At 62.9% G+C, this 19433-nt stretch carries 16 protein-coding genes; 11 read left to right on the top strand and 5 right to left on the bottom strand.

Annotated elements, in window-relative coordinates; genetic code table 11:
- Positions 1-68: 68 nt before the first annotated feature.
- From GVL04_RS17060 to GVL04_RS17050, 3 genes are read left to right on the top strand one after another with little or no spacing between them, the layout of a single operon-like run.
- Complete coding sequence (locus tag GVL04_RS17060; RefSeq protein ID WP_159706740.1) at positions 69-812, top strand: DUF3710 domain-containing protein; 744 nt, start codon at positions 69-71, stop codon at positions 810-812.
- A 49-nt stretch (positions 813-861) separates the two neighbouring features.
- Positions 862-1176: a hypothetical protein gene (locus GVL04_RS17055; RefSeq protein ID WP_235036333.1), complete on the top strand. Its 315-nt coding sequence runs from the start codon at positions 862-864 to the stop codon at positions 1174-1176.
- Positions 1173-1955 (top strand): DUF3159 domain-containing protein, encoded by a 783-nt coding sequence (locus GVL04_RS17050; RefSeq protein WP_159706738.1) that lies wholly within the window; start codon positions 1173-1175, stop codon positions 1953-1955. Before GVL04_RS17055 ends, GVL04_RS17050 begins: the two co-directional genes overlap by 4 nt.
- Here GVL04_RS17050 and GVL04_RS17045 read toward each other — a convergent pair.
- Together GVL04_RS17045 and GVL04_RS17040 are read right to left on the bottom strand one after the other, a co-directional pair.
- Complete coding sequence (locus GVL04_RS17045) at positions 1922-2659, bottom strand: TrkA family potassium uptake protein (protein ID WP_159706736.1); 738 nt, start codon at positions 2657-2659, stop codon at positions 1922-1924. The two genes, GVL04_RS17050 and GVL04_RS17045, sit on opposite strands and share 34 nt — an antisense overlap.
- Positions 2659-3330 (bottom strand): TrkA family potassium uptake protein, encoded by a 672-nt coding sequence (locus tag GVL04_RS17040; protein WP_159706806.1) that lies wholly within the window; start codon positions 3328-3330, stop codon positions 2659-2661. The genes GVL04_RS17045 and GVL04_RS17040 overlap by 1 nt, the downstream gene beginning before the upstream one ends.
- Positions 3331-3445: 115 nt before the next feature.
- Here GVL04_RS17040 and GVL04_RS17035 point away from each other — a divergent pair, with 115 nt between their 5' ends.
- From GVL04_RS17035 to GVL04_RS17000, 8 genes are all read left to right on the top strand, one after another.
- Positions 3446-5419 carry an APC family permease gene (locus GVL04_RS17035; protein WP_159706734.1) on the top strand — a complete coding sequence of 658 codons (1974 nt, stop codon included), beginning with the start codon at positions 3446-3448 and terminating at the stop codon, positions 5417-5419.
- Positions 5420-6793, top strand: a complete 1374-nt coding sequence (locus GVL04_RS17030) for a class I SAM-dependent RNA methyltransferase (RefSeq protein ID WP_159706732.1) — start codon at positions 5420-5422, stop codon at positions 6791-6793. It begins immediately after the preceding gene.
- 230 nt (positions 6794-7023) lie between these two features.
- Complete coding sequence (gene acnA / locus GVL04_RS17025) at positions 7024-9831, top strand: aconitate hydratase AcnA (RefSeq protein WP_159706730.1); 2808 nt, start codon at positions 7024-7026, stop codon at positions 9829-9831.
- 175 nt (positions 9832-10006) lie between these two features.
- Positions 10007-11980, top strand: a complete 1974-nt coding sequence (dxs, locus tag GVL04_RS17020) for a 1-deoxy-D-xylulose-5-phosphate synthase (RefSeq protein ID WP_159706728.1) — start codon at positions 10007-10009, stop codon at positions 11978-11980.
- The gene (locus tag GVL04_RS17015; RefSeq protein WP_159706726.1) at positions 11977-12543 is read left to right on the top strand and encodes a DUF402 domain-containing protein; all 567 of its coding nucleotides are present in this window, start codon (positions 11977-11979) and stop codon (positions 12541-12543) included. The genes dxs and GVL04_RS17015 overlap by 4 nt, the downstream gene beginning before the upstream one ends.
- The gene (locus tag GVL04_RS17010; protein ID WP_159706724.1) at positions 12540-13100 is read left to right on the top strand and encodes a hypothetical protein; all 561 of its coding nucleotides are present in this window, start codon (positions 12540-12542) and stop codon (positions 13098-13100) included. Before GVL04_RS17015 ends, GVL04_RS17010 begins: the two co-directional genes overlap by 4 nt.
- A 30-nt stretch (positions 13101-13130) precedes the next feature.
- Complete coding sequence (locus GVL04_RS17005; RefSeq protein ID WP_159706722.1) at positions 13131-13349, top strand: hypothetical protein; 219 nt, start codon at positions 13131-13133, stop codon at positions 13347-13349.
- A 9-nt stretch (positions 13350-13358) separates the two neighbouring features.
- Positions 13359-14336: an aldo/keto reductase gene (locus GVL04_RS17000; RefSeq protein WP_159706720.1), complete on the top strand. Its 978-nt coding sequence runs from the start codon at positions 13359-13361 to the stop codon at positions 14334-14336.
- Positions 14337-14408: 72 nt separating this feature from the next.
- On the opposite strand, the gene GVL04_RS16995 is transcribed toward GVL04_RS17000, so the two are convergent.
- The 3 genes from GVL04_RS16995 to GVL04_RS16985 all read right to left on the bottom strand — a co-directional run bounded on the left by GVL04_RS16995 (position 14409) and on the right by GVL04_RS16985 (position 19363).
- Positions 14409-16550 carry a 3-hydroxyacyl-CoA dehydrogenase NAD-binding domain-containing protein gene (locus tag GVL04_RS16995; protein WP_159706718.1) on the bottom strand — a complete coding sequence of 714 codons (2142 nt, stop codon included), beginning with the start codon at positions 16548-16550 and terminating at the stop codon, positions 14409-14411.
- Positions 16547-17809, bottom strand: a complete 1263-nt coding sequence (locus tag GVL04_RS16990) for an acetyl-CoA C-acyltransferase (RefSeq protein ID WP_159706716.1) — start codon at positions 17807-17809, stop codon at positions 16547-16549. The genes GVL04_RS16995 and GVL04_RS16990 overlap by 4 nt, the downstream gene beginning before the upstream one ends.
- A 192-nt stretch (positions 17810-18001) precedes the next feature.
- On the bottom strand, positions 18002-19363 hold the full coding sequence (locus tag GVL04_RS16985) for an HRDC domain-containing protein (RefSeq protein WP_159706714.1): 1362 nt from the start codon (positions 19361-19363) through the stop codon (positions 18002-18004).
- Positions 19364-19433: the final 70 nt, after the last annotated feature.

Raw genomic sequence — 19433 nt, 5'->3', positions numbered from 1 at the left:
GTGGTTTATCGCGGTTTAACGTGGTTGCGGTTTACTTGGGGATAGACCACTACTAAGGAGAAAACCCAATGCTTTTTGGGCGCGGCAAGAAGTCCAAGGACGATCGGTCGGAAACCGCCGGCACCGTCGAGGAATCAGGTGTTGAGGCACAAGGTCCGGAATCAGGCCAGGCCGGCACGCCTGGTGACTTCCGGCTTGCCAAAGGCCCTTTGGACATAGACGAGATCGAGGACCATGACGGCTACGTCGACCTCGGTGCGCTCCTGATCGCACCGGCCGAAGGTCTCCAACTGAGGCTTGAAGTGGAAGAAGCCACCCAACGCGTGGTGGCAGTGACCATGGACCTTAGCGGTTCCAGCCTGCAGCTCCAGGCTTTTGCAGCTCCCCGCTCCGAAGGCCTGTGGGACGAGATCCGGGAACAGATCACCCAGTCCGTGGCGAGCCAGGGTGGGGAAACGGAAGAAATTTCCGGTGCCTTCGGTACGGAACTCGTCGCCAAGCTGCCTGCCGAAGCCGCTGATGGCAGCCGCGGCTTCCGGGCTGCCCGCTTTATGGGTGTCGACGGGCCGCGTTGGTTCCTCCGTGGTGTCCTTGGTGGGCCGGCTGCCCTGGAACGCGAGGCCGCAATGGGGCTGGAAGAGCTTTTCCGCCGCGTGGTGGTTGTCCGTGGCGACAACCCGATGCCGCCCCGCGAACTTCTCCAGCTGCGCCTGCCCAAGGACGCTGCCGTGCCCGGGCAGGCCGGCGCCCCGCAAGGCGCCCCCGCGATGGAGCAGCCGGAGCGAGGGCCGGAGATCACCCAGATTGGCTGACGCTCCAGGCCGCAACGGGGCAGCCGATCGACGGCCCCAAGCCGACGGAGTGCGTGATCTTCCAGCGCGGGGCCGGGCGGTATGCACCGGCTTCATCGAGTCGGTGACGCACCAGCCGCCCAGTGAACAGCCTTTCTTCTCGGCTGTGGTTGTCGATGCCTTGAGGCCCGGAACCCAACCGGCTGCCGGGGGAGCCAGGAAGCCATATGACCGCCTTCGTGTCATCTGGCTGGGCAGGTTGCGGGTTCCAGGTATCGAAGCCGGCGTGCAGCTTCGCCTGAACGGCATGGTGACACAAGTCGACGGACTGCCGGCCATGTTCAATCCACGCTACGAAATACTTTCCCGTCAGGAGCACCTATGACCGTGGCCAACGGATCAGAACCGAAGAAAACCGGGGACGCTGTTCCCGAAAATCAAGCAGCACCTCGGAATGACGCCGCAAAACCCGGTGTGGAAGGCCCGAGCGTATCCGACCTCGCCGCAGGGTACGCCAAAAAGGCCGGCCTCCACAGGAACAGCGCGGGCCACGTGGACATGCTGAAGTCAGCTGGCGGATGGCAAGGCATTGCCGAGAGTATCCTCCCGGGCTTGGTTTTCCTGGTGGCTTTCACCGTCACCCGGGACCTGACACCTGCCTTGGTTTCTGCTTTGGCCGCTGCGGCAGTCTTCACAGTGGTCCGGCTGATCCAGCGGCGCCCCCTGACCCAAGCGCTTGCCGGCGTGGTGGGGGTCGGAATTTCTGCTTGGCTGGCCAACACCACGGGCAAGGCCGAAGACTTCTATGTCCTCGGATTCTTCACGAACATCGCCTACATAGCCGCCATGGTTCTGTCCATCGCGCTCAAATGGCCCATTGCAGGTCTGCTCTTCGGCTTCGTGCGCAACGAAGGACTGGAGTGGCGTAAGGACCAGGATCGTCTCCGGGCTTACAAACTGGGCACGTGGATCGTCGTGGCGGTGCTGGCATTGCGCCTGGTGGTCCAGGTGCCGTTGTACTTCATGGGCGAGCCTGGCCTGACAGCGTTGGCAACCACCAGGCTCCTGATGGGCGCCCCGCTGTACATCCTGGGGCTCTGGGTTGCCTGGTTGGTAACCAAGCCAGCCCCTCAGCCGTCGAAGCCGTCGTCCTCAGCGGACTGATCGGCAGCTTCCAAGGCGCCCTCACGAGGTTCCTGGCCGTCGTCGGAAGCCGGTGACAAGAGTGCCCGCAGTCCGTCCTCGGCTGCGATGGTGGTGACGAAGAAGAGTTCGTCACCACCGTCAAGCACATCATCGCGGGTGGGGGTGATCGGCGCCTGGTCGCGCAGGATCGCAACCAAGGTGGCGTCCTCCGGCCAGTCGATGCCACCCACGGTGCTGCCGATGACGTGCGAATCATGCGGAACGGTGAATTCCACGATCGAGGCCACCCCTGTCTGCAACGTCAGCAGGCGAACGATGTCGCCGATTTCAACGGCCTCTTCCACGAGCGCCGTCATGAGCTGCGGGGTGTTAACGGCGACGTCGACGCCCCAGGAATCATTGAACATCCAGTCGTTTTTGGGGTTGTTCACGCGCCCAACGGTGCGTCCCACGCCGAATTCCGTCTTGGCAAGCAGCGACACCACCAAATTGACTTTGTCGTCGCCAGTGGCGGAAACCACGACGTCGGCGTCCTCGAGTTTTGCGTCCTGCAGGGTGCTGAGTTCGCAGGCGTCGCCCACCAGCCAACGTGCGCCCCGCAGCCCGCTGCGGCCAATGACCTCGGGCTTAAGGTCGATGAGGAGGATCTGGTGCTTGTGGGCAAGAAGCTCACGCGCAATGGACGAGCCGACGCTTCCTGCGCCAACGATGACAACTTTCACTAATACTCCTTGGCGGGTGCTTTGGCGAGGATCCGGCTGATCTCGGACGTTCGGTCCAGGCTCAGCATCGCGTGGACAGTGTCGCCCTCCTGGTATGCCGTGCCGGCTTGGGGCAGCAGGCCTTCACCGAACCGGGTGAGGAAGGCGATGCGGATTCCCGAGGCTGCCTCGATGGAGCTGAGGCTGTGCCCGATCCAGTCTTCGTGCAGGTCCACTTCGGCCAAGACCAAGCGGCCTGATGGCTCGCGGTAGTCGCCGGCCAAATGCTGCTCGGGAAGTATGCGGCGGAGGACCTGGTCGGCGCTCCAACGGACGGCCGCCACTGTGGGGATACCAAGGCGCTGATAGATCTCGGCGCGTCCGGGATCGTAGATCCGTGCCACCACATGGGCAACATGAAATGTCTCGCGGGCTACGCGCGTGGCCAAAATGTTCGAGTTGTCGCCACTGGAGACGGCCGCGAAGGCGTATGCCTCTTCCACGCCCGCCTGCTTGAGGGTGTCCCGGTCGAAGCCGACGCCGGTGACCTTGCGCCCGGTAAAGGTGTTGCGCAACCGGCGGAAGGCCCGCTCGTCCTGGTCGATGATGGCGACCGAGTGGCCTGCATCCTCCAAAGTGTGCGCCAGGGTTGCGCCAACACGGCCGCAGCCCATGATCACGAAGTGAGCCACCATGTCTCCTTTATGTGTGTTGTCAGTCCCGCTCGGTATGACTTTACCGTTGCGGCGTGGGTTGGCCTGCGACAACCGTCATGACATCGCTGGGGATTCAGAGTAGCTTTGCGGAGTGCTGACAATTCTGAATGCCGCGAAGCGGGTGTTGGTGGGCCGGCCAGTCAGGAATGACCGCCTGTCCCACACCTTGTTGCCCAAACGCATTGCTTTGCCGATCTTCGCCTCGGATGCCTTGTCCTCGGTAGCCTATGCCCCTGACGAAATCCTCCTGACACTCGCCCTTGCCGGCGTTAGTGCTGTGGCTTTCTCGCCGCTTGTTGGCCTCGCCGTCATGGTGGTTTTGCTCACAGTGGTGGCGTCCTACCGCCAGAACGTCCACGCGTATCCGTCCGGCGGCGGTGACTACGAGATTGCGAACGTCAACCTGGGCAAGTACGCCGGCCTCACTGTGGCTTCGGCCCTCCTTGTGGACTATGTCCTGACGGTTGCGGTGTCCATGTCGTCCGCGGCAGCCTATGTCACCACGGCTATTCCTTCGCTGCACGGACAGCAGGCTCTCATTGCCACTATCGGCGTCGTGATCCTGGCGTTGGTTAACCTTCGCGGAATCAAGGAAGCGGGCTCGGTCTTTGCTGTGCCCACCTACATTTTCATGGCTTCGATCCTGGGCATGACCGCCGTGGGAATTTTCCAGTTTGTCACTGGTCAACTGGGGGAGGCGCAATCGGCAAACTTCACCATCGTCCCGCAGTCCGGCTTTGATGAGGGCCTGGTTGGACTGGCGGGAGCTTTCCTCCTGCTTCGGGCGTTCTCCTCGGGCGCTGCCGCCCTGACCGGCGTCGAAGCCATCAGTAATGGCGTGCCAAACTTCCAGAAGCCCAAGAGTAAAAACGCGGCCACAACTTTGCTGCTGCTCGGGGCGATCGCAGCGGCAATGTTGGCCGGCATTCTCTTCCTTGCCAATGCCACCAAAGTGCACATCGTCCTGGACCCCGCGACAGAGTTCCTGGTGGACGGCAAGCCGCTGCCGGAGGGCTACATCCAGAATCCCGCCATCAGCCAGATTGCCGACACCATCTTCGGGGCGGGATCCATTCCGTTCTACATCGTGGTGGCAGCAACGGGTGTGATCTTGGTGTTTGCCTCGAATACGGCCTTCAACGGATTCCCCGTGCTTGGCTCCATACTTGCCCAGGACGGCTACCTCCCGCGCCAACTCCGAACCCGTGGCGACAGGCTCGCGTTCAGCAATGGCGTCCTGGCCTTGGCCGCAGGCGCGCTGGTCCTAATCCTGTCCTTCAACGCAGATGTCACCAAGCTGATCCAGTTGTACATCGTGGGCGTTTTCATCTCCTTCACGGCCAGTCAGCTCGGCATGGTGCGGCACTGGGGCCGCGAATTGAAACTGGCCAGGGACAAGGCTGTGCGCCGGAGGATTTTCAAGTCGCGCACCATCAACATGGTCGGCTTTGGCATGACGGCGCTGGTCCTGGTCATCGTCCTGATCACCAAATTCGAGCAGGGTGCCTGGATCGCTTTGCTCGCCATGTTTGTTTTGTTCCTCATCATGTGGAGCATCCGGGCCCACTATGACAACGTGGCCAGGGAACTGGCGGTGGACGAGGACTCGTCGCCGCGCGCGTTGCCCACGCGTGTCCACGCGGTGCTGCTTGTTTCACACGTCCGCAAGCCGGTCCTCAGGGCATTGGCTTACGCCAGGGCGTCACGGCCCTCGCGCCTTGACGCGATAACAGTCGACATCAATACCGAGGAGACGGAGCACACCGTCCGGGACTGGGAGAAACTGGAGATTCCGGTTCCCCTGACTGTCCTGGCCAGCCCTTACCGCGAGACCGTCACCCCCATCATGGACTACGTCAAGAACATGCGCCGCGACTCACCGCGGGACTTGATCGTGGTCTACATTCCCGAATATGTGGTGGGTAAGTGGTGGGAACAACTGGTCCACAACCAGACAGCACTCAGAATCAAGACGAGGCTCCACTTTGAACCTGGAGTCATGGTTGCCAGCGTTCCGTGGCAGCTGAAGTCGTCCGAAGAAGCAAAGGCACTGCAGGATACCTAAATGACCTCCCACCGCACTTCCCCCCAAGCCGGACCGCACGCCAACGAAAATCAAGCTGGAGCAGGTACTGAACTTGTCGTAGACATTGGTGCCATTGCGCACGGCGGGCACTTCGTCGCACGCCACGAAGGGCGCGTCATCTTCGTCCGGCACGCCATTCCAGGCGAGAAGGTCCGCATCCGGTTGACCGACTCCGGCGACTCATCAAGCTTCTGGCGCGCCGACGTCGTCGAGGTCCTTGAGCCTTCTGCCGATCGGGTTCCGCATTTCTGGAAGCCCGCCGACTCACTGTCCGCATGGAGCCATGGTGGGCCGCCGGTTGGCGGTGCCGAGCTTGGGCACATTTCGCTGCAGCGGCAACGGACCCTGAAGGCAGAAGTTTTGGCCGAACAGCTCAAGCGGCTCGCCGGTTTGGACCTCGCCACCGAGGTGGAAGCCGTTGGGGACAACCACGACGGCGGCCTCGGCTGGCGCACGCGCGCCAGCTTCGCGGTGACCCCCAAAGGACGGTTGGGCATGCATGCGCATCGTTCCGACGTCGTGCTTCCCATCAAGGAGATGCCGTTGGCACTCCCGGGACTCAATGAACTGAAGCTCTGGGATCTTGATCTGTCAGGCATCGCCCGCATTGAGGTTGCTGTTCCTGCCAACGGTACGCGGCCCCTGATTCTGCTGGCGCCGGAGGAGGGCACAAGCCCCAAGAGGATTCACAGCATTTTGTCGCAGCTGCCGCATGACGTGTCGGTAGCCAGCTTCGACCCCAGCAAGGGAGAAGTCCTGCAGCTGCGGGGGAGGACCTGGGTGCAGGAGTCCGCCGCCGGCCACGAATACCGTGTCACAGGTGAAGGTTTCTGGCAGATCCACAAGGACGCACCGGACACGCTGGTGGGCGCTGTGACGGACTATCTTTCCAACGGTGGGTACTTGCAGCCCGGCGCGGCAGTAGCTGACCTCTACGCCGGTGCCGGGCTGTTTACGGCCCCCCTGGCCGACGCCGTCGGGGTTACCGGCTCGGTACTTTCGGTGGAAGGTGCTCCCGGAACCAGCCGTGACGCCCGCAAAAACCTGCACGGTGAACCGCAGGTGGAAATCGTCCAAGGACGCGTGGAGCGTGTCCTCCACCAGCGCGCCCGAAGCTTTGACTCCCTGGTGCTGGATCCGCCCCGCGCCGGTGCCGGGAAAGCCGTGGTCAAGCAATTGATGGCCACCGGGCCCCGTGCAATCGCCTATGTGTCCTGCGATCCCGCCTCCTTTGCGCGTGATCTGGGTTACTTCCACCAGGGTGGTTGGCGGCTGGAGGCGCTACGCGCGTTCGATCTCTACCCGAACACCCACCACCTTGAAACCGTGGGCCTCATAGTCCCCTCCTCGTAACCCGGGTGTCGCCCGCCCGCGGAGTGCAGCGGGCGGCACCGGTTTTGGCGGCTGCATGCCCCTCTTTGGAGGTATGCCACTACGATGGGCGTAGTAGTCCCGCTCCGCAGGAATCAACGCCGCGGACCGGGGTGACCAAGAGAGATGCCGCCCGGCTAAGTAAGGTGCGCCTAACTGGCTAGCGGCCAACCACGCGACAAAGATGAAACTGTTGCGAGAGGAGTCCTGCCATGAGCACTGTGGACAGCTTCGGTTCCAAAGGCGTACTGAATGTAGCCGGCACCGATTATGAAATTTTCCGGTTGAACTCCGTAGAGGGCGCAGACAGCCTTCCGTTCAGCCTTAAGGTATTGCTTGAAAACCTCCTGCGGACTGAGGATGGCGCCAATATTACGGCGGACCATGTCCGCGCCCTGGCCGGTTGGGATCCCAATGCGGAGCCCGACACGGAAATCCAGTTCACCCCCGCCCGCGTCATCATGCAGGACTTCACCGGCGTTCCTTGCGTTGTTGACCTTGCCACCATGCGCGAAGCAGTCAAGGAGCTCGGCGGCGATCCCAAGCGCGTCAACCCCTTGGCGCCTGCAGAAATGGTCATCGACCACTCCGTCCAGATCGACGCCTTCGGTAACTCCGGCGCACTGGAGCGCAACATGGAGATCGAATACCAGCGCAATGGTGAGCGCTACCAGTTCCTTCGCTGGGGCCAGACCGCGTTCGACGACTTCAAGGTTGTCCCCCCGGGAACCGGCATCGTCCACCAGGTCAACATCGAGTACCTGGCACGCACCGTCATGACCCGAGAGGTAGACGGCGTTGTCCGTGCCTACCCCGACACCTGCGTTGGTACCGACTCGCACACCACCATGGTCAACGGCCTGGGCATCCTGGGTTGGGGCGTCGGCGGCATCGAAGCCGAGGCAGCAATGCTCGGCCAGCCGGTCTCCATGCTGATCCCCCGCGTTGTGGGCTTCAAGCTCAAGGGCAGCATCCCGGCCGGCGCTACCGCCACCGACGTCGTCCTGACCATCACCGAAATGCTGCGCAAGCACGGTGTTGTTGGCAAGTTCGTTGAGTTCTACGGTGAAGGCGTTGCTGCCGTGCCGTTGGCCAACCGCGCCACCATCGGCAACATGAGCCCCGAATTCGGTTCCACGGCCGCAATGTTCCCGATCGACGACGTCACCCTGGACTACTTGCGCCTCACTGGCCGCTCACAGGAGAACGTCGCACTCGTCGAGGCGTACAGCAAGGAACAGGGCCTCTGGCACGATCCTTCCCGCGAACTGCGCTTCTCCGAATTCCTCGAGTTGGACCTGTCCACGGTTGTTCCGTCCATCTCCGGCCCGAAGCGTCCCCAGGACCGCATCGAGCTCACCGATGCCAAGGAGCAGTTCCGCAAGGACATCCACAACTACGTCTCCATCGAAGACGGCAGCGTGGACGAGTCCCTGGATGAGTCCTTCCCCGCATCCGATTCGCCGTCCTTCACGCACGCCGACTCGCACACCACGGAGACCGCACGCGTTGCGTCGGCCGCCAACGGTGCGCACGGACGCCCGTCCTCGCCGGTGCACGTCAAGACCGCCGATGGCCGCGAATTTGAGTTGGACCACGGTGCAGTGTCGATCGCCTCGATCACCTCCTGCACCAACACGTCCAACCCCTCCGTCATGCTGGCTGCTGCCCTCCTGGCACGCAACGCCGTGGACAAGGGCCTCACCTCCAAGCCGTGGGTCAAGACTTCCGTAGCCCCCGGCTCCAAGGTAGTCACCGACTACTACGAAAAGTCCGGCCTGACCCCGTACCTGGAGAAGCTCGGTTTCTACATCGTGGGTTACGGTTGCGCCACCTGCATCGGCAACTCCGGCCCGCTTGAGCCGGAAATCTCCGAGGCAATCCAGGCCAACGACCTCTCCGTGACGGCAGTCCTCTCGGGCAACCGGAACTTCGAAGGCCGTATCAACCCGGACGTGAAGATGAACTACCTGGCCTCGCCGCCGTTGGTCATCGCCTACGCCCTGGCAGGTTCCATGGACTTCGACTTCGACACCGATGCCCTGGGCACCGACTCCGAAGGCAACGAAGTCTTCCTGAAGGACATCTGGCCGAACCCCATCGAGGTGCAGGAAGTCATCGACTCCTCCATCGACGAGGCCATGTTCGCCAAGGGCTACGAGGGCGTCTTCGACGGCGACGACCGCTGGAAGGCACTCGATACCCCCGCCGGTGACACCTTCGCCTGGGCCGAGGACTCCACGTACGTGCGGAAGCCCCCATACTTCGAGGGCATGAAGGCGCAGCCGGATCCCGTCGAGGACATTTCAGGTGCCCGCGTGCTCCTGAAGCTTGGCGACTCCGTCACTACGGACCACATCTCCCCGGCAGGCTCGTTCAAGTCGGACACCCCGGCTGGCCAGTACCTGCTGGCCAACGGTGTGGAGCGCAAGGACTTCAACTCCTACGGTTCACGCCGTGGAAACCATGAAGTCATGATCCGCGGTACCTTCGCCAACATCCGCATCAAGAACCAGCTCCTGGACGGCGTCGAAGGTGGCTTCACCCGCGACTTCAGCCAGGAAAGTGCACCGCAGGCCTACGTCTACGACGCCGCGCAGAATTACCAGGCCGCGGGAACGCCGCTGGTGGTCCTGGCCGGCAAGGAATACGGTTCCGGTTCATCGCGTGACTGGGCCGCCAAGGGCACGGCGCTCCTGGGCGTCAAGGCCGTCGTCGCTGAAAGCTACGAGCGCATCCACCGCTCCAACCTGATCGGCATGGGCGTCCTTCCGCTGCAGTACCCCGCCGGCGAGTCGGCAGCAACACTGGGCCTGACCGGTACGGAAACGTTCGCAGTCGAAGGCGTCACCGAGCTGAACAACGGCACCACGCCGAAAACGCTCAAGGTGACCGCTACGGCTGAGGACGGCACCGCCAAGTCCTTTGACGCCGTTCTGCGCATCGATACCCCGGGTGAAGCGGACTACTACCGCAACGGTGGCATCCTGCAGTACGTTCTGCGCCAGATCTCCGCATAGCGCACCAGCTGGTTTCCAGCTAGTTCCTGTGCCAACAGCCCCGGCCGGTCTTCTGACCAGCCGGGGCTGTTGGCGTCAACGTGATCGCCACGCCGCAGATCGCGTGCGTGCGGAAACGCGGGCGCCGGGCACGCGCTAAAGTTAACAAGCACGTCATTCACCCTAAGGAGGGCCGTTGGGACTTTTGGAAACCGTCAAGGATCCACAGGACCTGGCCAAACTGTCCGGCACGGAGCTGGAACAACTGGCCGGAGAGATCAGGGAATTCCTGATCACCAACGTAGCCGCGACGGGTGGACACCTTGGCCCGAACCTGGGAGTCGTGGAACTCACCCTGGCTGTCCACCGGATCTTCGAGTCCCCGCGGGACAGCATCGTCTTCGATACCGGGCACCAGTCCTATGTGCACAAGCTGCTCACGGGCCGCCAGGACTTCAGCACCCTTCGCCAGCAGGGTGGCCTTTCCGGCTATCCGGACCGTGCCGAATCCGAGCATGACATTGTGGAGAGCTCGCACGCGTCGTCATCCTTGTCCTGGGCGGACGGCATTTCACGAGCCCGCCAGCTGACCGGCGAAGGGGACCGCTTCGTCGTTGCCGTTGTTGGCGATGGCGCCCTGACCGGCGGTATGACGTGGGAAGCAATCAACAACATCGCTGCCGACAAACGTCGTCGCGTGGTCATCGTGGTCAATGACAACGGGCGTTCCTACGCTCCCACTGTCGGCGGATTTGCCGACTACCTCGCTTCGCTGCGCCCCACCATCGACTCCCTGCGCACTACTCCGGCCTATGAGCGCATGCTGGACTGGTGGAAGAAGAAACTGCAGAACGGCGGTCCCGCCGGGCAGTTCACCTACAAGAGCCTGCACGCCATGAAGAAGGGCATCAAGGACTGGTGGGCACCTCAAGGTATGTTCGAGGACCTTGGTATGAAGTACATCGGTCCGGTGGACGGGCACAGCCTTCAGGCCATGGAAAATGCACTGAATACCGCCAAGGCCTACGGCGGCCCGGTGATCGTCCACGCGATGACTGAGAAGGGCCACGGTTACGCCCCGGCCCTGGCCAACGAGGCAGACCAATTCCATGCCGTGGGAATTATCGACCCTGAAACGGGTGAGTCCACGGAAATGCCGGGTGCCAGATCGTGGACCTCGGTGTTTGCGGAGGAGATCGCGGACATTGCCGATGAGCGCCAGGACATCGTTGGCATCACCGGCGCCATGCTCATCCCAGTCGGCTTGCACAAGTTTGCCGAGCGCCACCCGGAGCGCGTCATCGACGTTGGTATTGCCGAGCAGCACGCCCTCACATCCGCGGCCGGCATGGCCTTTGGCGGCCTGCACCCCGTTGTGGCGGTTTATGCCACCTTCCTGAACCGCGCCTTTGACCAGCTCCTCATGGACGTGGCGCTGCACAAGGCCGGCGTCACGATCGTCCTGGACAGGGCAGGCGTGACCGGCCCGGACGGCCCCAGCCACCACGGCATGTGGGACATGGCCATGGTCCAGATCGTACCGGGACTCCATCTGGCAGCTCCCCGCGATGCCACAAGGCTTCGTGAGGAATTGCGGGAGGCCGTCGCCGTCGATGACGCCCCCACAGTGGTGCGGTTCTCCAAGGGCAGCGTCGGTTCGGAGGTTGAAGCCATCGAACGGCTTCACGACGGCGTTGACATCCTCGCGCGGCGACCTGAGGGTTCCACTGAAAACGATGTCCTCATTGTCAGCGTTGGCGCCATGTCCGAACTCGCCCTCGATGTGGCCGGCCGCCTGGGCGCGCAAGGAATCAGCTCAACGGTGGTGGATCCGCGCTGGGTCCTCCCTGTACGGAAGTCGATCATCGCCCTTGCTGCCCGCCATCGCCTGGTCATCTGCATTGAGGACGGTGTGCGTGCAGGCGGCGTCGGATCGCGTATCCGGCAGGAAATGCGTGCTGCGGGCGTGGATACCGCCCTCAACGAGGTCGGTTTGCCGGTCGAGTTCCTGGTGCACGGATCCCGAAGCCAAGTGCTGGAGCGTGTGGGACTGACCGCCCAAAAAATAGCCCACGACGTAGTAGCGCAGGTTCTGGGGACAAAGGTCCCCTTTGCGAGGCCCCTCCCGGGCCAGGAGCACCCCACCACCGGAAGCCTGCCCACGTTGTGATGGACCACCGTAGTCCGGGCCCGCTGCAGCCCGGTGACCTCGTTGTGTCGAGGAACAGGAAATGGAATGGCAAAGCCCATTGGGTGGTTCCCGGCCGGTACCTCGGCGAAGACATCCATGGCTGGTGGATTTTTCAGGCTGCGGGGGAGTTCTGTTCGCGTCCCGGGGCAGCCTTCTACACGGCCTCGGACGCCGTACTCTTGGTCCCACGTACCGGAGAGTTCGTGGCTACGTTCTATGACGATACTTACCCCGGCGACTTCCGGATCTACGTTGACCTCGCCACAGCCCATGACTGGCACCCCATCAAGCCAGGCGTCACGGAGTTCCATATGATCGACATGGACCTGGACGTGATCCGCTCCACCAAGCATGGCGTATTCGTTGACGACGAAGACGAGTTTCAGCAACACCGGGTGGCCATGGGCTATCCGGACCACACAGTGGACGCTATGCGCGCAGAATGCGCGGCCCTCTTTGAGGCTGTAGCGGCCATGGAAGCACCCTTCGACATCACTGGTGCCAGCACCAGCGCCGAATGGTTCAGGAAAGGACGGGCATGAGCGGCATAATTCGCACGTACAAGCGGGACGACGAGGGAGTTCTTCACTTCCGGGAAGCCTGGTACGACGACGAGGACCAGCAGTTCGTGATCAACCACGGCGTTGTTGGCCACCAGAGCAAGACCGACGAAACAGACGTCGACGACGACTCCTCGGTGGAGGGCTTGATGGCGGCTTTTGCGGCGCAATGCGAAGAGGACGGCTACGCCGAAATTCCCGAGTCCGATCAGTTTTGGGTGGTTGCCCAGATTGCCTTAAAGACCAAGGACGGCACCGAAAGGGACCGGCACCTTGAACGGAAGGCGAAGGCCGCACTTACCGGGGAACTGGCCTGGCGTGGGCTTGGCATCGTTGACCGATCGGAAATCGGCAACGGCCACCTGAATATTTTTTGCCTCTGCCCGGACGTGAACAAGGCAGTGAATGCGATCAAGATCTGCGTTCGTGGTGAGGACCTCGACTTCACCAAACTCACCATTGCCGCGGCACCCCACAGCGAGCCCGTTGCCTTCCGGGTGAAGCACTCGCCCAAGCAAGGCGTGGGCTTTACTCTCTAAGTACCACCCAACGCACCAGGAGGGACCCCCATGTCGTCCAAGAGCAACTGGCCCGGACATACCCCGCTGCCCAAGGGCCTCGCTGCACCAGCGAGACGTGCCCTGGCGCACGAGGGAATTGAGACATTGGAGCAGTTGGCGGAGTTTGGTGTGGCGAAAATCTCCAAGCTCCACGGCATGGGACCTGTGGCCATCGCACAACTTGAGGACGCCATGGAGGAATCGGGAATCTCCTACAGCGGCGGCTAGGCTGAATTCATGACTGAATACCGACGCCTTGGCCATTCCGGATTGACCGTCTCAGCTGTTGGGCTGGGCTGCAACAATCTAGGGCGCGCCAATACACCCACCGAGTCCCAGGAGGGCACGGACGCCGTCGTCCACGCCGCGCTGGATGCCGGAGTAACGTTCTTTGACGTTGCGGATGTCTATGGACGCGAGCCGGGCCTGAGCGAGTCCATGCTGGGCAAAGCCTTGAAGGGACGCCGTGATGACGTTGTCATCGGCACCAAGTTCGGCATGGACATGCGCGGCGTCAACGGCAACGATTTCGATGCCCGGGGTTCGCGCCGCTACATCGTTAAAGCCGTAGAGGCGTCGCTCCGCCGCTTGGATACTGAGTGGATCGACCTCTACCAGTTCCACACCCCGGACCCGCTGACGCCCATCGAAGAGACCCTGGCAGCCTTGGATGACCTGGTGAGCAGCGGCAAGGTCCGCTATATCGGGCATTCCAACTTTGCCGGCTGGCAGATCGCCGAGGCTGAGTATGTCGGCCGCCAGGCAGGGGGTGTCCGCTTCATTTCGACGCAGAACCACTACAACCTGTTGGACCGCCGTGCCGAGCTCGAAGTCCTGCCCGCAGCGGGGGCCTTCTCCTTGGGTGTGCTCCCGTATTTTCCGCTCGCCAACGGACTGCTCACGGGCAAGTATTCTGCCGGCAAGGCACCTGAAGGGACCCGGCTGAGCCACACGCGCACCAACCTGGTGCACGACGCCGATTGGGAACAGTTGGGCCGCTTCGGCCAGTTCGCCAAGGAGCGGGACATCACCGAGCTGCAACTGGCCTTCTCTTGGTTGGCCGCGCAGCCCGGCGTCAGCAGCGTCATCGCCGGTGCCACCCGACCGGAGCAGATCCGCGAGAACGCTGAAGCAGTGTGCTGGGTCCCGACTCAGGAAGATAGGGACGAAATGGACGAGATCTTCCCGCGCGCGCCGAAGGTGGCGCTTTTCTAGACGAACGGGAAGAGGGCCGTGACTGGAGCGGGTGCTCCGGTCACGGCCCTCGTCTGTCTGGCGTCCGGTGTCTTAGGCTGGTGCGGATGCGATTCCCGGTACCAGGAACCTCTTGCCGTTGACGCGCTCGGAGGCGCCCACGCGGTCAAGGTATGGCGTGATGCCACCGAGGAACATCGGCCAGCCGGCGCCCATGATGACGCAAAGGTCGATGTCCTCAGGCCCGGCTACGACGCCTTCTTCAAGCATGAGCCCAATTTCCTCCGCCAAGGCATCCTGCGTGCGGCGAAGGACTTCCTCGCCCGTGGACGGGGTGTTGCCGAAGGACAGGATGGCCAGGGTTTCAGCCGGGATGACAGGTGCTCCGTCTTGGCCTGGGACCCACAGGGACTTCACGCCGTTGTCGATGAGCTTTTGCAGGTTCTGCGATACGGGGAACCGGTCGCCGAACGCCGCGTGCAGGGATTCCTGGACATGCTGGGCAACCGGCAGGCCAACCATGGCGCTGAGCGTGAAAGGCGACATGGGCAGGCCCATGGGGCGCAGGGCAGTGTCAGCGACGTCCGCTGGTGTTCCTTCGTCGAAGGCTGCGATAACCTCGCCCATGAGGCGAAGCAGGATGCGGTTCACGACGAAGGCTGCGGCATCCTTCACCAGCACCGCCGTCTTCTTGAGGCCCTTGGCGAGTTCGAAAGCGGTAGCCAGGACGGCGTCGTCGGTCTTGGGCGCCCTGACGATCTCCAGGAGGGGCATCACAGCCACCGGGTTGAAGAAGTGGAAGCCCACCAGGCGTTCGGGGTGCTTCAAGTCCTCGGCCATGGCCGTCACGGACAGTGAGGACGTGTTGGTGGCCAGGATGCACTCGGGGGAGACGATTGCCTCGACTTCGGCAAAAACCTGCTTCTTGATGTGGAGCTCTTCGAAGACGGCCTCGATGACGAAGTCGGCATCGGCAAATGCTTCCTTGGAGACGGAACCCGTGATGAGCGCCTTTGTCCTGTTGGCGGCGTCGGGCTTGATCCGCTTCTTCGCCAGCATCTTGTCCACCTCGGCATGGACGTAGGCCACGCCCTTGTCCACCCGGGCTTGGTCGATGTCAGTCATCACGACGGGGACCTTGAGCTGCCTTGCAAAAAGCAATGCGAGCTGGCTCGCCATGAGTCCTGCGCCCACGACGCCGATCTTGGTCACCGGGCGGGCCAGCTTACGGTCCGGGGCGCCTGCGGGTCGCTTGGAGCGCTTCTGGACGAGGTCCAGGAACGCGTAAACAGTGGAACGGAACTCGTCCGTCTGCATGAGGCCCGCGAGGGTCTCACACTCAAGTTCGGCCGATTCCGCCTGTGTCATGGTGCGGTTTGCTTCCATGACATCCAGGACCTTTGCCGGGGCGGGGGACGCGTTGGACGTCTTCGCCTCAACCAATCCGCGTCCTGCTGAAACGGCAGCTGCCCACCGCCCGGCGACGGCATCGTCCGAGGCGTCTACTGCATTCTTCCGTTCGGGCGTTACGTCGCCGGAGAGGACGCGTGCCGCCCATGCCAGCGACTGCTCAATGAAGTCTGCGGGTTCAAAGATGGCGTCGGCAATGCCGAGCTCAAAGGCCTGTGGTCCGGTTAGGGTCCGGTTGTTGCTCAGCGGGTTCTCGATCATGACCTTCACCGCATTTTCGGGACCAATCAGACGCGGCAGGATGTAGACGCCGCCCCATCCCGGTACCAGACCGATGAAAGCCTCAGGCAGCGCCAGCGCACCGGCGCCTGTGGATACGGTCCGGTAGGTGGACTGCAAGGCGATCTCAAGGCCGCCGCCCAGGGCAAGGCCGTTGATAAAGGCGAAGCTGGGAACTCCCAGATCTGCCAGTGTGCTGTAAACGGCGTGGCCAAGCTGCGCCATCCACAGGCCGTGCTCACGTTCCTTGAGCGTTTTCACGGCTGAAAGGTCGGCGCCTGCCACCAGGAAGTACGGCTTGCCAGTGACACCGACGCCCGCGATTTCCCCGCGTGACGCGCGCTCCTTGAGGCCCTCCAGGACACTGCCCAGTTCAACCAGCGTGTTGGGGCCAAGGGTAGTGGGTTTGGAGTGGTCCAGCCCGTTGTCCAGCGTGATCAATGCGAAAGTGCCTGCCCCGGGAAGCTGGATGTCCTGGACATAGGAATGAGTAACGACTTCGTCGGGGAAGAGGGCGGCGAGCTTCTGGAATTCGGCGGCGCTCATGCTGCGGCTCCTTCGGTGGTGGCGGTATCAGCGGTGGACGATGCGTAGTCGACGTGGTGCGGGTTCTCCCAGATCACAGTGGCACCCATGCCCAAGCCGATGCACATGGTGGTAATGCCGTAGCGCACCGCGGGATCTTCCTCGAATTGTCGTGCGAGTTGATTCATCAGGCGAACACCGGAGGAAGCGAGCGGATGTCCGACGGCGATCGCCCCGCCGTAGCGGTTGACCCGGGGGTCGTCGTCGGCGATTCCGAAGTGGTCCAGGAAGCTCAGGACCTGGACCGCAAAGGCTTCGTTGATCTCGAAGAGCCCGATGTCCTCAATTCCCAGTCCGGCATTCTTGAGGGCCTTCTCGGTTGCCGGAACGGGGCCGATGCCCATGACCTCCGGCTCGACACCTGCGAAGGCATAGGAGACGAGGCGCATTTTGACCGACAGGCCCAGCTCTTCGGCGGCTTCAGCCGAAGCCAGGACGGCCGCGGTGGCTCCATCGTTGAGGCCTGCGGCGTTGCCTGCGGTGACCCGGCCGTGGGCCCGGAAAGGTGTGCGCAGTTCGGCAAGGTCGGCCACGGTGGTTCCAGGACGTGGAGGCTCGTCCGTTGTGTGGAGGGCCCAGCCTTGGCCGGGCTTCATGGTGGCCACGGGAACCAGATCATGTTGGATTTGCTGGTTTGTGTAGGCGGCCGCGAGTTTGGCCTGGGAAGCGGCGGCGTAGGCGTCCGTGCGGTCCTTGGTGATCGCAGGGAAACGGTCGTGCAGGTTCTCGGCCGTGTTGCCCATGTTCAACGCGGCCGGGTCCACGAGGCGCTCTGACATGAAACGCGGGTTCGGGTCTGCCCCAGCGCCCATCGGGTGGTTGCCCATGTGTTCCACACCGCCTGCAATGACCACATCGTAAGCGCCGAAGCCAATGCCGCTCGCCGTCGTCGTCACTGCCGTCATGGCGCCTGCGCACATACGGTCGATCGCGAAGCCGGGAACCGTGCGCGGGAGACCGGCAAGCAATGCGGCCGTCCGGCCGATGGTGAGGCCTTGATCGCCGGTCTGGGTGGTGGCGGCGATAGCCACCTCGTCGACGCGGTCCCCAGGCAGTGACGGGTTCCGCCGCATTAGTTCGCGGATGCACTTCACAACGAGGTCATCGGCCCTGGTGCCCGCATAGATGCCCTTTTCCCCAGCCTTACCGAAGGGTGTGCGTACACCGTCCACGAAGACGACATCGCGAACGTTCCTCTGAGCACTGCGTGATGGACTCATGTAATAACTCCTCGTTGAGACATGGTGCCGGAGCCCGCATCGCGGGTACTCCGGTTGGCATTGATGCAATGTTACTCGCGGGTAACTTAGCATGCAAGGTGCACGCTGTCCCGGCGGGCCCTGCCTTGGGGACGCGAAAGGCCCGCCACCGCGAACCGTGGTTCGGGTGACGGGCCTGGAGGCGATACGTGATCAGCCGGCTTCCTTGGGCTGCCGTGGTTCCTTTGCCTGTTGGCTGTCCTTCGCCTTGGCCTCTTTGGACGGAAGTGGCTTCGGGTTCAAGCATGCTTCCGTGAGGATGGGTGCAGCGAAGGAGATCTGCCACTCGCGCGCACCGAGGGCACGCAATTCAGCAGAGACGGATTCCAGCGAAATGTCAGCCGGTGGCCGCCACGTAACGCGTCGCAGGTAGTCCGGGGTCAAAAGGTTCTCCACGGGCAGGTTGAGTTCGTCGGCCTTTGCCTGCAGTGAAGGCCGTGCCGTTGCCAAACGTGCCGCGGCCTCCGGATCCCGGTCCACCCAGACCCGTGGCGGCGGCGGAGCGTTGGTGGGCAAGTGCAGGGGTGGCAAGTCGGTCAACGTGCGCGCGTTGGTAATGCAACGCAGCCAGCGCGGGGCCTCACGTTGGGCTGAGCGGCCGTGGAATCCCTTGGTCGCCAGAAGTTGGGGGACCGTGGTGGGCATCGCTTTGGCAGCGGCGACGAGGGCGGAGTCGGGAATGAGCCTGCCGGGTGCGATGTCCCGTTTGCGTGCCAGTTGATCGCGTTCATGCCACAGTTCGCGGACAGCGGCCAATTGGCGCCGGTCACGGATCTGGTGCAGACCTGATGTCTTCCGCCACGGATCGACGCGGGGCGGGGAAATTCCTGCGGCGAGGATCCCGGCGAATTCCTGTTCGGCGTACTCCAGCTTGCCGTCCGCTTCGAGCAATTCGATGAGTTCTTCGCGTAATTCCGCCAGTACCTCGACGTCGAGGGCCGCGTAACGGAGCCACGGTTCGGGCAGTGGGCGGGTGGACCAGTCTGCCGCGGAGTGTTCTTTGGCCAGCCCGAAACCGAGGAGTTGTTCGATGACGGCCGCTAAGCCGACCCGGGGGAGTCCGGCGAGGCGTGCGGCAAGTTCAGTGTCGAACAGTTTGTCCGGCCACATGCCCAGCTCGGACAGGCAAGGCAGGTCCTGCGTGGCCGCGTGCAGGATCCATTCGACGCCGCGCAGGGCGTCGTTGACGATGTCCAGGTTATCGAACGGTTCGGGATCGATCAGCCAAGTACCGGCACCCTCGCGGCGGATCTGCACCAGGAAGGCGCGCTGGCCGTAGCGGAAACCCGAAGCGCGCTCTGCGTCCACTCCGGCCGGTCCTGTTCCTGCCGCTATGGCAGCTGCACACCGCTCAAGTCCGGCGGGGCTATCGATGACAAGTGGCACGCCTTCGCGGGGAGTGTCGAGGTCGATGACTTCAGGGACGTGGCTGTCGAAGCCGTCTACCTTGATGTGGGTGGTGGGATCAGCAACCGGATCGCCGGCTGTGGTTTTATCCAGATTTTCAGGGGTCATGGTGGCTTAAGCTTACCGATTCACGCCAAGGCAGGTTGCTGGCGGCAGTTTGGACGCGGTTGACGACATG

The sequence above is a fragment of the Arthrobacter sp. 18067 genome (assembly GCF_902706295.1).
In the GTDB taxonomy this organism is placed as follows: domain Bacteria; phylum Actinomycetota; class Actinomycetes; order Actinomycetales; family Micrococcaceae; genus Arthrobacter.
Note: the sequence above shows the minus strand (reverse complement) of the source record. Positions and strands in the feature narration are given on the sequence as shown.

Excerpts from the sequence above, each read along its gene's own strand:
- GVL04_RS17060 (WP_159706740.1), top strand. The coding sequence starts at position 69 with ATGCTTTTTGGGCGCGGCAAGAAGTCCAAGGACGATCGGTCGGAAACC.
- GVL04_RS17050 (WP_159706738.1), top strand. The coding sequence starts at position 1,173 with ATGACCGTGGCCAACGGATCAGAACCGAAGAAAACCGGGGACGCTGTT.
- GVL04_RS17030 (WP_159706732.1), top strand. The coding sequence starts at position 5,420 with ATGACCTCCCACCGCACTTCCCCCCAAGCCGGACCGCACGCCAACGAA.
- acnA (WP_159706730.1), top strand. The coding sequence starts at position 7,024 with ATGAGCACTGTGGACAGCTTCGGTTCCAAAGGCGTACTGAATGTAGCC.
- GVL04_RS17010 (WP_159706724.1), top strand. The coding sequence starts at position 12,540 with ATGAGCGGCATAATTCGCACGTACAAGCGGGACGACGAGGGAGTTCTT.
- GVL04_RS17005 (WP_159706722.1), top strand. The coding sequence starts at position 13,131 with ATGTCGTCCAAGAGCAACTGGCCCGGACATACCCCGCTGCCCAAGGGC.
- GVL04_RS17000 (WP_159706720.1), top strand. The coding sequence starts at position 13,359 with ATGACTGAATACCGACGCCTTGGCCATTCCGGATTGACCGTCTCAGCT.
- GVL04_RS16995 (WP_159706718.1), bottom strand. The coding sequence starts at position 16,550 with ATGAGCGCCGCCGAATTCCAGAAGCTCGCCGCCCTCTTCCCCGACGAA.
- GVL04_RS16990 (WP_159706716.1), bottom strand. The coding sequence starts at position 17,809 with ATGAGTCCATCACGCAGTGCTCAGAGGAACGTTCGCGATGTCGTCTTC.
- GVL04_RS16985 (WP_159706714.1), bottom strand. The coding sequence starts at position 19,363 with ATGACCCCTGAAAATCTGGATAAAACCACAGCCGGCGATCCGGTTGCT.